This is a genomic window from Caballeronia sp. ATUFL_M2_KS44 (genome assembly GCF_023630965.1).
Classification (GTDB): domain Bacteria; phylum Pseudomonadota; class Gammaproteobacteria; order Burkholderiales; family Burkholderiaceae; genus Caballeronia; species Caballeronia concitans.
Genome location: NZ_JALQEA010000034.1, coordinates 30459 through 42800, shown reverse-complemented (window position 1 = coordinate 42800; position 12342 = coordinate 30459). Strand labels below are relative to the sequence as shown.

Below are 12342 nucleotides of genomic sequence, written 5' to 3'. Positions count from 1 at the left end.
GTCAGGCGAAGTTTACGTTCTGCAAAGACGAGAGAAGACGGCAGCCGCATGCGCAGCGATGGAGATGCATCGCGTATGGCTGACCGTCCCGGTCGGGGAAACGTGTGTCGCCTTCGGCGATCATCGTGTTGCCGTGAAGATCGCACTGCGCACTGTCGCCCACGCGCGCGAGCCTGCGCCCCATAAAGGTGGTGAACGGCGAGCCACTCGTGACTTCGCCGCCGTGTTCGAGTATGTCGTATTCGCGGATTGGGGAATGCATTCAATTTCTCACTTGCTCTAAAATCTTATCGGCCAAAAAGAGGGCCGAACAAGAACTTTGATCAGTAATCACTCGCTCATTCTTCGATATATCCCACACGCCGGGATAGGAGTCTCCAGCACAAGTTATTTCCCCGCTGGGTGAAACGTAACGGCCACTTGGCGATATAATCGACGTTCCTGCGTCGCCGCTGCCACCGAAGGCGTGCCTTCTCATTTCACTCGGCAACTCACCCAATCTGTAGGCACCGTTCAAAGAAACTAGATTTCTCGACGAGCCAATGCGGGCGACAGTTGCTAACCACAAGTAAGGTTGCACTGAAACGAACTCTAAAGCCACATATACGCGTCTCGACAAATTGATATCGGACAATATTCCCAGCTTTCTCGATATATGGGAGGCATGCAAGACCCCGCTAGCCGAACATTCGCCGAGGGCTTTTGTACTCACGTATCCTGTGTCAGATATTATGAGAGCTGATTTATCGAAGCTTTCGATGGCGTAGATGGCTTTGTCGTCTAACTTGCACTTGCGAGAATGCAAGCCGTGACTAGCTATCTCAATCTCACCTCCGACAACCTTGTATTCAGGTTCCGCAAAAACCGTCACCGCAAAAATACCTGTTAGAACAGTACAGCCAATTGTAAAAAGCAACTTCCACATCGCCCGTGACTCGATTTTCCGATTTGCTCTGCTAAAACCTTTCGTCGATTTTTTTAGCGAAAAGTGCCCCTGGTTGCGTCACTGTTAGAAAAATTTCAAATTTTCATACAACCTCCAAGACCTTGCGGCGGCTAATCTCAAAATAAATCAGCCGGATATTCGCATCTCGCTGCCTAAAAGTCGAATGGCCGTCGCAAGAAATTCATCATTCGTACGCTCATGCCACTTTGTATTGAGATGCTCGTCGTGCGCGTCGGAATTTCGTTAACGCGTCTCGCTCTAAGCGCGTCGAGAAACGCACGCCGCACAGACGTTTGGTGTTGCGAGATATAGTAATATACAGACCACAAAGCCTGCGGCTTGAACCCAATCGGAATATTCATCACTTCCTTGAAAATACAGCGGTCCGTTGGATTGTCGGTTCGACACGAATAAAAGGTATTGAAAACGTGGCGAACAGCACAGCGACTGCCGGCCGTTCCACCATAAAACCAAATCATTTGCGTTCACATCGTTGCATTTTTTAATTGCGGCACAAATGCCGCTTCAAATGATTGAGTATCCTTCGTTTTTATATTTATCACATTCACGCCAACCTGATTTTCTACGACAGTAACCTTCTGACCGCTGTCAAACGAAGCAATATATACGCCGCCACCATATCGGCTCTTTACGATAAGGCGAAATCTTGGTCTAAGAGAGTAGAGGGAAATATGGGTCACTTGCGCGTAACGCACATTTGCCTCTCTGGGCAAGCCGAATACAATCAAGTAGGAATCGTCGAGGCTGAACGTCCCGCCGTCAATGGCGTGATCTAACATGATTGAGCCGATAACCTTTCCTGATTGCTCAACCGCCATGCTGCCGTGCTCGCCAATTTTTGCCGAATATTTTCCATGGCAAGAAGAGACCATCTCTGCTTTTGCAGCGCCTACAAACATCGAAAACAAAAAGAATATGGAGCGTGTTTTGATAGCTGATTTTCTAGTGCCTTGTTCCATTCGCGCGGCGCCTTGCATACGATACGGCACAACCGTTAGCGCATTGAGGCATTTAAACAGTCGCACTGAAGTCTGTTTCTCACCTTTACCGTGCGCGCCATAAGCGCAGCCACGGCAACAGATGCGGACGGTGAGCCAGATGGCATGTGCCCGATTAGGGTCTGTCGTCTCGCCAACCCAAACAAAGTCAGCCGGGTCTCGCATCTCGTTGCCTGGAAATTCGAATGGTTGTCGCAAGACTATCGCCGTTCGTACGCTCATGGCAACCTGTATTGAGTAGCTTGTTCTGCGCTTCGAAATTTCGCGAACGCGCCTTGCTCCAGACGCACTCCATGAAAGCACGCCGCAGATACGTCTGACGCTGCGTAATATAAAATTATAGAGCCATCTGACTGCGGCGAGAATGTGATTGGAACATTTATCAATTCGAGCTCCCACCCTGCGCGATCAAGGCACTCCCGCTCGTTCATATTAACCCGCCGGTAGCTGGCCGCCGCCGCGTCGATAAGCTCGGCCCTAAGAAATAAGCGATCGCCAGATCTAGTGCCTATGTTATATATACGGTTCAAGTCGAGGCGCTTCCCACTGTCCTTTTCGAACGCTACACCATATCGATACGACGATGAGTGTATTCCGTCACAAATCATAGAACCTGAGACTTCTAAAACGAGAACTCGCCCCGTATCAAGCATGTTCTTGAACGCCGCGCTATATTGCCCGACAGCTTCCATCTCCTTTGCTGTCTGCAGACAAGCTCGCGCGTCAGCCTGAACGCGGATCCTTATTGCGTTAAGCGAACTTTTCAGTTCTGGAGAAGCATTTCTGATTGTTGGAAGTAAGCCGATCCCTGCTACCTGCGGTCCGGCACGAACGAAGGATGCCGCCGACATGGCGAACAGCACTGCGAGTGCGAAGTGTTTCACTACTCAACCCCATATCACTTACGTTCGCATCGTTGCATTCTGAACTGAGGAACATATGCCGCGTCAAACGATCGAGTGCTCTTTCTCTTTATATTTATCACATCCACTCCGAACTGATTTTCCACCACAATGAATCTTTGGCTACCATCGAAAGCAGCACTATACACGCCTCCACCATACACGCTCTTCTTCACGAGGCTAATTCTTGGCCTAACCGAGTAGAGAGAAAGTTGGGTCGCTTGCGCGTAACGCACATGTGCTTCATTAGGTAAGCCGAATACCACCACATAGGAATTGTCAAGGCTGAACGTTCCGCCGTCAATGGCGTGATCTAGGGGGATCGAACCGACGATCCTTTTTGATCGCTTGATCACCATGCTGCCGTGATCACCAACTTTTGCCGAATATTTGCCATCGCAAGAAATGACGATTTCTGCTTTCGCGCCGCCTACAAATATCCAAAGCAAAAAAGATACGAGGATTTTATTCATAGCTGATCTCCTAGCACCTTATAAGCGTAGACGGTCTCATCGCGACGCAAAGGTGGGCTTTTCGTATCGTAAGGATTTACTATTTTCGTCACCGCGAATGAGGCCATTTGTGAAATACCAATGTCCGCCGCTCTTGCAACGACATAACGTGCACAAAAAAATCCGGCTGTATCAACACATGAATAAACGTCATTTCCCACCACCTCAGGATGATCAATTACAGGGCCAGCCTTAAAAAGCCCGTTCTCTTTCTTATTGAACCAGCCATGATCATATGATTCCCTATTGAGCCATCCTCTGAATGCCCAGTATTCCGAATAATTATAACGACCTGTCAGCTGCTTGAATCCTCTTCCCCGAAACTTGATTCCGTCATCTCGATCTGTATTACCCAAACTGAGCCTACCCTCATACCGCCTTAGATAGGAGACGTCAGCTTCGGCGGCTGGCGGAGATTTCAAGTAACCATTCAACTCAGGCATGATTGAGACATGACTCGTCCTAACCGCTTTAGCGATAGCAATAGCGGACTCTCGAACCACCATCATATAGTAGGATTCGACTGCGCTCTGACCAAAGAAATGTGCGCCACGAACCGGACTGTTGAAACCGTATTTTCTCAAGACCGCATTAATGCTCCCTCGATAACGCTCTTTGTACTCGTTCCCTGTCTTACCTAGAGTCGTATATCTCGCCTCGTCATAAATCTGCGATAATTCGTCCCTGCTCAGCCACCCGCATTTCCTAAAGTGCCGAATAAACGCAAGCGGATGAAAATGCCAAAGCTGGTGCCCCGGGGCGAGGCCGGTTTTGTCCCAGAACTGAAACGACTTCAGCCGCTTCAAGAATGCCGCGTAGCCCGCCTGGTCCCCGTGATAGAACTCGCCTTCGTCCTTGAGCTTGCTGTACCGAGCTTCGTTCTGCGAGCTGTCCCATTCGCTCGGCGCTTCGCAGACAAACCCGCGCAACTGCTCGCGCACCGAGTCATTCGATTTGACGTACTGCGCAAGCACGTCCTCCTTCTTGTTGTCCTGCCGCAGTGCTGCTTCCTCGGGTGTCTGATGGTCCTTTACATCCTTTAGGAGCTTTTTAAGCGCATCGATATCGCACAAGCCGTCGGCGCTAAATGGCGTATTGCCCTCCGTGATTTTCTGCCAACCCATGAAAGTCGAGAAATCCGCGTCCGACAACTTCACGATTGACTCATCACTCATGTCGATGTAGCCCTCTTGCCCAGCCGCGAACGTCGCGCGCATCCAGGTGGTGCGGGCCGCAGGCGTAGCGAGCGTCACGGGCGTCGAAAGAATTCGCCCGAAGCGCAACAACTCGTATCCGTCGCTCGCGCATGTCGAGTACAACGCGGTAGCACGCTTGTACAGGTCGTACTCATAGTCGTCCTCCTTCACGGGCGTGGGTGTGAGCAAAGTCCGCTTACCGTCGCTCGCCACTGCCCACGCATTCGTGTACTTGCTGCCTTTGTGGAAGAAAACTTCCACGAACAACTGCACGGCGTTCTGCCCTGCCTGCAATGTGCTGAAGCGGATGCCCTTGAGCTTGCCATCCGGTCCAGCGCCATCCGGTAATCTCAGGAACGATTTGCCGGCAGGAATCGTGAAATAACTATGCCCCCAACAATCGCTGCCTGTCGCCATGCTCGGCGTTGCATGACCCAGTTGAGTACGTGCGAAATACGCATCGTGATCCGTTTGGGTCATGAATACCTCAAAGTGCAAAAGCCGCTGCCCCTGGCATCCGCCGACCCAGCCGAGCACATCTTTTCTCCGCACCTTGTGCGTGCCACCGGCCTGCGCCGGCGCAGGTTCCAGGTCGCCACCGGGCGAAGATGTGCGCAAAAACTTAGGAAGCAGGTTGCCATCCGCGCTCATCGACGGGTAGCTGCTTAAGTCCAGCAGATGCATGTACAGCGAATAGAACGTCAGAGTCCTGCCTTCGCCGGTTTCCGTCGTGTGCTTGAGCAGCACGAAGCCCGCATGGCTATCACACGCGCCATCCCCGCCGTCGTAGGCCTTCTGACACACGCGGTAGGCCACGACGTCGCCGTCGGCGATGGCGCGGACTTTCTCGTTCTGTGTCGACGGCATCAGATGCACGCCACAATGCCATCGGCGATCGAACGCTATCGGATAAATGCCGTGCGCAAGTTCGAACGTGTCGACCAGATCCATCATCGCATCGGGCTTCGGCGAACGGGCTGCGTTGTCACCAGCGGTCAGGCCCGCGGCTGGAAGAAAGGGAGGGCTGATAATCATGAATCAACGGGTAAGCGGATACGAATTGGTCGGGTTGAACTCACTTGCAGGCAGCATGGGCAACGGGAGATCGGCGTTTTCCGGCCCCTCAAACGTGAACGAACCCGCCTTGATCTTGAAGTCCCCCGGACAGATCACCTCCACGCTGCCGTTCTCGATCTTGATTGCCGCACCGCCGCTGGCCAGCACCGCCTTCGTCTTGCCGTTGACCAGCACGTTCGCGTTCGCGCTCGACACGTGTAGCTGCTGGTCGGCGAACAGGTCCAGGGGCGCCTCTTGCGCCTGCACTTCAATCTTTCCTTTCGAGAAAATCCGGATGCCCAGCTTGTGCGCGCACAGGGAGATGAGTTCTCCCGCCACCATGCGCAGCCGCTCCGTGATGCTCACGTCCATATGACGGCCCGCCGTGACGATCACGTTCTCGCCCGCCGAGTGCTGGACCGATTTCGGCGTGGTGAATGCCATCCCGCCCGGTGCACTGGCCAATAGCCCCGCGTCGCAGAGCTGGCTCAGGCCATCGAGCAGCGCCGCCTGGGTGGCCTTGTCCGCGGCATCGCCCTTGGCCTGCGTTGTCGCTGTCGCCAACTCCGTTACCCGCTGCAGCGCCGACTTTAGTTGCCGAATGGCTGCAGGCATGTCCAGATGCGGCGTATCGGCGCCAGCGGCCGTATCCGCCGATAAGAACAGCCCCTTCGCCGCGCGAATCGTGCCCCATGCCTGGGTTGTCGCTTCGAACCCCTCGCCTCGGGGAAGCTTCTTGCTGTCAAGCAAATAGCCCTGATTGAATGCCGACTGCTTGTAGACCGTCGCAATGCGCGCGCTTTCCTTGCCCTGCAGGTCGTTGAACACGACCTCCGCGCCCAGCAGCGGCGAGCGCCAGATGGCATAGCTGAACAACGAATCCGTACCCCGCACCAGGTCGGGATGCGAATAGTCATGCAAGGCGCCAGCGATATGCAAACGATCGATGTCCGCATGTGCGCCCCACAGTAAAACTTCCGTGGTCGGGAGCAAGGGCGCATGAAAGCCGCCCTGGTATGACGAAGACGGGCGCAAGAGGCGCAGCTTGAGCAACTGTTTGTCGGCGTTGGCCGTGCCCTGCAGGAACTTCGGCAGGACCGGATACCGACCATGCTCATCCATGCACCCGTAGGGCGACGAGTCGAACGTCGTGACGACGCCGACGACAGGACCCTTCAGAAACCGCCAATCGCGCTCGTATACGAAAGCGGGACGGTACGCGAGATGCGCGGGCAGCGCTTTGAAACGCACGAGCGCCGGTTTCGTGCGGCTACCCGTCATCGTCATCGATTCGATCACGAACCCGTAAGGCGCACTCGTCAGCTTTGCATTGGTCAGCTTCACGACGACGCCCGGCGCCACGCCCTTCGCGTTGGTCGTGCCCGAGAGTCTCGCCTGCCTGGCGATCTGCTCATCGCGCCGCGTCAGCGCCAACGCCTCGCCCTGCGCCTGCGTCAGATGGAACTCCGCACTGCGATTGATCTGTCCGAATACCGACCGATCGTCTACCTCATCGGAGACATTCGCCGTGGCCCGCAACGCATCCTCCGGCGTGCGATAGTTGCGCTCCCACACCTCGATGGTGGCCGGCACCAACGTGCGCGCCTCGCTGACCGACAGCACCGCTTCGTGCCAGTTGTTGTTGAGGCCCGACTCCGGCATCAACGGAACGTCGATCGAGCGCACGTAACCGCGCGGGTTGTCGGTGAATACGAGCGTGTCGAGTTGCCCTTCCTTGCCCCTGCCTTGTTTATAAAACCAGACAATGCCCTTGCGTTTCGCGTGACGGGCAATCATGGCCCACACGGACTCCTCGTACATCACGATCTGCTCCATCTTCTGCTGCGCGCCTTCCAGATGGAACTCGACATCGAAGGCGTCGAAGTTCTTGCGGTCGATCAGCAGTTGGGTGACGAGCTCCTGAAACGTAATGTCCTTGAAGACATCTGATTTATGCACTCGCTTGCACAGGGCGGCAAACCTTGGCTCGATTCGAATCTTGTAAGTCGCCTCGTCGCGACTCGCGCGAATGCGCTTGCAGCGGGTGACGATGCCGTTGAAGGTAGCGGCCGCATGATCGACGGGCTCGAAGTAGTTCACTGAGGGTACGGCGACCCGCTCGTCGATTTGCAGACCCGCGCGCCGCCCGACCACCAGCTTGCCGTCGATATCGAGCAGTGACGAGGTCGCGGTCACTTCGACCTTGTAGTCGCCGCAGAACTTTGCCTTGACCTTGAATCTAAGTACGTCGAGGTGGAGATCGAGCGTACCGATCCATATGCTTAGTTGCTGCGTGAGGCGCGCGCCTGGATGGCTCAGTGCGTCTGTCAGCGTCTTCGTTACAGCGTTCATTCGCATTCCTATCTCATCATAAGGGACGTTAGGCGATCCACGGTCCCGCCCCTTCACAGAAATTTAGGGTTGCAACAGCAGCGTGTCAATAAATAGTCTGACCAATCCATAAAAATCGGATTAATCTTGCTGCCGTGACAAGACACTCTACGCACTGACGGCTTGAAAACATGCGAACTATGTCGATTATCAATGTCGAGCCGGTCGATCCAACGCTGGCTCGCTCGTCGTGATGTATGAGCACCTCACCGCTCGCCGACAAGCCCACACGGAGCACTTACATGCGATTCATGATGCTGATGATCCCGCACGGCTACGAGAACGCCGAGCCCGGCACGATGCCGAGCGCCGAAGCCGTCGCCGCGATGATGAAGTACAACGAAGACCTGCAGAAGGCGGGCGTGCTGCTCGCGCTCGACGGGCTGCATCCGCCGTCGATGGGCGCGCGCGTCACGTTCGAAGGCGGCAAGCCGCGCGTCACCGACGGCCCGTTCGCCGAAGCGAAGGAAGTGCTCGGCGGCTACTGGATGATCCAGGTGAGTTCGCGCGAGGAAGCGATCGAATGGGCGAAGCGCTGCCCGGCATCGCCGAACGAAATGATCGAAGTGCGGCAAGTGCAGGAGTTCGGCGACTTCCCGCCCGATGTGCAGAAAGCCGCCGCAGGCTTCGACGACATGCAGAAAGCGGCGAAACGCTAACGCGCGTTCATCGCGCTCTCAACGCGGAATGCCCGTGATGTAGATCGGCGTTTGCGTGGAAAGCGATTGCTTCACGGCGCGGCCGGTGTCGTCGACGAGCACTTCTTCCTCGTCACGCTCGACTGCCGCCAGCACCTGCTCGACCACGCTCGCCGGCGATGTCTTCGGCGCGGTGACTTCCGCGACCATGTCCGTGTCGATGTAGCCGGGATGCACGCCGACGACCAGCGTGCCCTGGCCGCGCAACTCGTCGCGCAACGCGTTGGTCACCGCCCACGCCGCCGACTTCGACACGCTGTACGCGCCGCCATCCGGCAACACGACCCAGCTCAGCACCGACAGCACGTTGACCACCGCCCCGCCGCCATTCTTCCTGAGCGCGGGCGCGAACGCCTGCGTGACATTGAGCGGACCGATCGCGTTCACTTCGATAAGATCGCGCACGCCCTGCGTCGATGCCGCATCGAGCAGCGCGCCGCGCGTCAACGCGCCCGCGTTGTTGACGATCACCTGCACGTCCGTGTACTTCGCCGCGGCCTGCGCGATGTCGGCGGCATTCGTCACATCGAGCCTGATCGCTTGCGCGCCTTCGATATCGACGCTATCCGGATTGCGCGCCGCCGCATAGACTTTCGACGCGCCCGCATCCAGCAACGACTTCACGAACTGCTTGCCGAGACCGCGATTCGCGCCCGTGACGAGAACGACCTTTCCCTTGATCTGCATGACGGCTTCTCCATAGTGCATATGCACTTTTAGCGACTTAAAAAAGCCCGCGCGAATGCGGGCCACGATTCGATTCAACTCACTCCATCGCGGTCAATTCGAAAAGCGACTTGCGCAACGCTTTCGCGCGCTTTTCGCCGACCTTCGCTTCGAATTCCGCCTGCGCCGCGCGCCATTGCTGCACGCCTTGCGCAAGCATGGCCTTGCCCGCCGCCGTCAGCGTGAGACCGACCGCGCGCGAATTCGGCGATTGCTGCTCCATCTCGACGATGCCATCGCGCTGAAGCGGCTTCAGCGCACGCACGAGCGTGGTGCGGTCCATCACCATCGATTCGGCGAGTTCCGCCATCTGCACGCCCGGCTTGCGATCGATCGACGCGATCAGCGTGAATTGCGCCGACGTAATGCCGACCACGCTCATATGCCGCTCGTAAAGCTGCGACACGTAACGCGCGGCCTGACGAATGGCAAAGCAGTTGCAGTCCAGAGGAGATGAGTTCGTTGTCATGGCACGCAGCTTAATAGTGTATATGCACAACCGTCAAGCGCGGCGTTTCTATCGATGCGATAGACGCGGCACAAATCGTCGCGTGCGGAGAGACGTTGAAACGCGCGGCGCCGCGTCCGACGTGCGAAAGCGCGTGATCGCACCTGTGCCGAAATCCGCATTCAGTCCGCGACGATTCGACAAGACGCGGCGAATTTGGCTTCCTACATTGCGCATGTCCGCCGTTCTGGCGAGGGGAATTCCGTCTTGCCGGCGGGTAATTGGTCGTGTTCCATGCGGTGGTCACGCGCAAACGCGGCGGCCACGTTCGATTGGATTGCCAAACCACAACAGGAGAGGAAACCATGCGTATCCGTACGAACCTCAAACCGGCGGCATGGCTCGCGGCCTGCGCCACCGCCGCGTTCGCCGTCGCGCCGATGACGGCCGCAGCCGAAGACGTCACGGTGAAAGTCGGTTTCGCCGCGCCGCTCACGGGCGCGAATGCGGGCTACGGAAAGGATCTCCAGAACGGCGTGCAGCTCGCGCTCGACGAAGCCAACGCGAAGAAAATCAGCATCGGCGGCAAGACGGCGAAGTTCGAGATCGCGGCGGAAGACGATCAGGCCGATCCGCGCGTCGGCGTGCAGGCGGCGCAGAAACTGGTCGATGACGGCGTCGCGGTCGTCGTCGGTCACTTCAATTCGGGCACCACGCTGCCCGCGTCGCCCATCTACAACAACGCCGGCATCCCGATGATCGATCCGGCCGCGACCAATCCGACGATCACCACGCGCGGCCTCGAAAACGTCTTCACGGTCATTTCGAGCGATGCGCAGAACGCGGGCAACGCCGGCGTCTACGCGGTGACGACGACGAAGGCGAAGCGCATCGCGATCATCGACGATCGCACGGCCTTCGGTCAGGGCGAAGCCGACGAGTTCGAGAAGGCGGTGAAGGCGAAGGGCGGCAACATCGTCGCGCGCGAATTCAGCGACAACCAGACCGTCGATTTCAGCGCGCAGCTCACGCGCCTGAAGGCCGCGAACGCGGATCTGATCTTCTTCGGCGGCCTCGACCGGCAGGCGGCGGCCGTCGTCAAGCGCATGAAGCAGCTCGGCGTGAACGCGCAGTTCGTGGGCGGCGGCGGCGTGATGGACGCGGATTTCCTCAAGCTCGCGGGCGACGCCGCCGAGGGCGCGCAGGCCTGGGAATACGGCAGCCCGCTCGACAAGCTGCCGCAAGGCAAGGCGTTCGGCGACAAGTTCCAGAAGCGCTTCGGCGTCGCGATTCTTTCGTATGCGCCGTTCGGCTACGACGCCGCGTGGGCCGCCATTCACGCCATGGAACAGGCGAATTCCGCCGATCCGAAGGTGTATCGGCCGGTGCTGAAGAAGATTTCGTTCGAAGGCATCACCGGCCCGATCGCGTTCGACGACAAGGGCGCGCTGAAGAACGCGTCATCGACGCTGTATCAGGTGAAGAACGGGCAGTGGGAAACCATCGTCACGAAGCACGGGATGTAGCGTGCAGCCGCTCGCGCGTCGTCGCGGCTTCGTTTTCGAGCCATAGCGCGAACTGCTGCAAGGCGGGCGACGGCGCGGGCCGCTCCGGATAGACGAGGGAGTAGGCCGCGCCGCTCGGCACGCGCAGCGGAAACGGCGCGATCACGCGTTTCGCGCGCAAGTCTTCCTCGATCAGCGATACATCGCCGATGGTCACGCCAAGCCCCTGCATCGCGGATGAGATCGCGAGGTCGAGCGTATCGAAATGCTGCGCCTTCGTGGACGGCAAGCCGTCGTAGCCATACGCGCCGAGCCACAAGAGCCAGTCGCGGCGATCGCGCGTCGGGTGCAGCAGCGTCTTGCCGGCGAGGTCGTCGGGCGTGGGCGTCGCGTGCCTGCGCGGCTTCCAGAGTTCGGGCGCGCACACGGGCGTGAGCACTTCGTCGAAGAGATGATGCACGGTCACGCCTTTCATCGACGAAGCGACGCCCGGCACGCCGAACACGATGGCGGCATCGAAATGTTCGGCGTTGAACTCGACGCCATGCGACACCGACGCCGTCACTTCCACCACCAGTTCCGGCCGCTCGTTCTGCAGGCGGATCACGCGCGGCAAGACCCAGCGCATCGCGCAGGTCGGGCATTTCACGCGCAGCGTGCCGGACTGGCTGCCGCTCTTGGCGAGCGCGTCGCCGATCTGCGCGAAAGCCTGCTGCAACGGCGCGACGAGCAGCGCGCCGTGCTGCGTGAGCGCGAGGCCGCGCGCCTGCCGCACGAACAGCGCGTAGCCGAGATGCGCTTCCAGCCCCGCGATCTGCCGGCTGACCGCGCCTTGCGTGACGTTGAGCACGTCGGCGGCGCGCGTGAAATTCAGCTTCTGGGCGACCACCAGAAAGGTCTTGAGCACGTCGAGGGAAGGCAGCGGTTTCATCGGGTTTTTGGC

The 12342-nt window shown here is 57.9% G+C and carries 11 protein-coding genes; 2 read left to right on the top strand and 9 right to left on the bottom strand.

The window, feature by feature from the left end; genetic code table 11:
• Window position 1 precedes the first annotated feature (1 nt).
• From NCR39_RS14645 to NCR39_RS14620, 6 genes are all read right to left on the bottom strand, one after another.
• Window positions 2–262 carry a PAAR domain-containing protein gene (locus NCR39_RS14645; protein WP_250452828.1) on the bottom strand — a complete coding sequence of 87 codons (261 nt, stop codon included), beginning with the start codon at window positions 260–262 and terminating at the stop codon, window positions 2–4.
• Window positions 263–925 (bottom strand): hypothetical protein, encoded by a 663-nt coding sequence (locus tag NCR39_RS14640; protein WP_250452827.1) that lies wholly within the window; start codon window positions 923–925, stop codon window positions 263–265. It lies immediately after the preceding gene.
• A 506-nt stretch (window positions 926–1431) separates the two neighbouring features.
• A complete protein-coding gene (locus tag NCR39_RS14635) occupies window positions 1432–1926 on the bottom strand; it encodes a hypothetical protein (protein ID WP_250452826.1) in 495 nt (164 codons plus the stop codon).
• Window positions 1927–2863: 937 nt separating this feature from the next.
• Window positions 2864–3340: a hypothetical protein gene (locus tag NCR39_RS14630; RefSeq protein ID WP_250452825.1), complete on the bottom strand. Its 477-nt coding sequence runs from the start codon at window positions 3338–3340 to the stop codon at window positions 2864–2866.
• Window positions 3337–5529 (bottom strand): M23 family metallopeptidase, encoded by a 2193-nt coding sequence (locus NCR39_RS14625; RefSeq protein ID WP_250452824.1) that lies wholly within the window; start codon window positions 5527–5529, stop codon window positions 3337–3339. Before NCR39_RS14625 ends, NCR39_RS14630 begins: the two co-directional genes overlap by 4 nt.
• Window positions 5530–5613: 84 nt before the next feature.
• Window positions 5614–7983 carry a type VI secretion system Vgr family protein gene (locus NCR39_RS14620; RefSeq protein ID WP_250452823.1) on the bottom strand — a complete coding sequence of 790 codons (2370 nt, stop codon included), beginning with the start codon at window positions 7981–7983 and terminating at the stop codon, window positions 5614–5616.
• Between the two features lie 281 nt (window positions 7984–8264).
• Between NCR39_RS14620 and NCR39_RS14615 the strand changes: the two genes are divergently transcribed.
• Window positions 8265–8681 (top strand): YciI family protein, encoded by a 417-nt coding sequence (locus NCR39_RS14615; RefSeq protein ID WP_040049691.1) that lies wholly within the window; start codon window positions 8265–8267, stop codon window positions 8679–8681.
• A gap of 18 nt (window positions 8682–8699) precedes the next feature.
• On the opposite strand, the gene NCR39_RS14610 is transcribed toward NCR39_RS14615, so the two are convergent.
• Both NCR39_RS14610 and NCR39_RS14605 read right to left on the bottom strand, forming a co-directional pair.
• On the bottom strand, window positions 8700–9407 hold the full coding sequence (locus NCR39_RS14610) for an SDR family oxidoreductase (protein WP_250452822.1): 708 nt from the start codon (window positions 9405–9407) through the stop codon (window positions 8700–8702).
• 79 nt (window positions 9408–9486) lie between these two features.
• Window positions 9487–9915 carry a MarR family winged helix-turn-helix transcriptional regulator gene (locus NCR39_RS14605; RefSeq protein WP_250452821.1) on the bottom strand — a complete coding sequence of 143 codons (429 nt, stop codon included), beginning with the start codon at window positions 9913–9915 and terminating at the stop codon, window positions 9487–9489.
• A gap of 344 nt (window positions 9916–10259) precedes the next feature.
• On the opposite strand from NCR39_RS14605, the gene NCR39_RS14600 reads away from it, so the two are divergent.
• A complete protein-coding gene (locus NCR39_RS14600; protein WP_250452820.1) occupies window positions 10260–11420 on the top strand; it encodes a branched-chain amino acid ABC transporter substrate-binding protein in 1161 nt (386 codons plus the stop codon).
• On the opposite strand, the gene NCR39_RS14595 is transcribed toward NCR39_RS14600, so the two are convergent.
• A complete protein-coding gene (locus NCR39_RS14595; protein WP_250452819.1) occupies window positions 11401–12330 on the bottom strand; it encodes a LysR substrate-binding domain-containing protein in 930 nt (309 codons plus the stop codon). The genes NCR39_RS14600 and NCR39_RS14595 overlap by 20 nt on opposite strands.
• Window positions 12331–12342: the final 12 nt, after the last annotated feature.

Excerpts from the sequence above, each read along its gene's own strand:
- NCR39_RS14645 (WP_250452828.1), bottom strand. The coding sequence starts at position 262 with ATGCATTCCCCAATCCGCGAATACGACATACTCGAACACGGCGGCGAA.
- NCR39_RS14640 (WP_250452827.1), bottom strand. The coding sequence starts at position 925 with ATGTGGAAGTTGCTTTTTACAATTGGCTGTACTGTTCTAACAGGTATT.
- NCR39_RS14635 (WP_250452826.1), bottom strand. The coding sequence starts at position 1,926 with ATGGAACAAGGCACTAGAAAATCAGCTATCAAAACACGCTCCATATTC.
- NCR39_RS14630 (WP_250452825.1), bottom strand. The coding sequence starts at position 3,340 with ATGAATAAAATCCTCGTATCTTTTTTGCTTTGGATATTTGTAGGCGGC.
- NCR39_RS14625 (WP_250452824.1), bottom strand. The coding sequence starts at position 5,529 with ATGATGGATCTGGTCGACACGTTCGAACTTGCGCACGGCATTTATCCG.
- NCR39_RS14620 (WP_250452823.1), bottom strand. The coding sequence starts at position 7,983 with ATGAACGCTGTAACGAAGACGCTGACAGACGCACTGAGCCATCCAGGC.
- NCR39_RS14615 (WP_040049691.1), top strand. The coding sequence starts at position 8,265 with ATGCGATTCATGATGCTGATGATCCCGCACGGCTACGAGAACGCCGAG.
- NCR39_RS14610 (WP_250452822.1), bottom strand. The coding sequence starts at position 9,407 with ATGCAGATCAAGGGAAAGGTCGTTCTCGTCACGGGCGCGAATCGCGGT.
- NCR39_RS14605 (WP_250452821.1), bottom strand. The coding sequence starts at position 9,915 with ATGACAACGAACTCATCTCCTCTGGACTGCAACTGCTTTGCCATTCGT.
- NCR39_RS14600 (WP_250452820.1), top strand. The coding sequence starts at position 10,260 with ATGCGTATCCGTACGAACCTCAAACCGGCGGCATGGCTCGCGGCCTGC.
- NCR39_RS14595 (WP_250452819.1), bottom strand. The coding sequence starts at position 12,330 with ATGAAACCGCTGCCTTCCCTCGACGTGCTCAAGACCTTTCTGGTGGTC.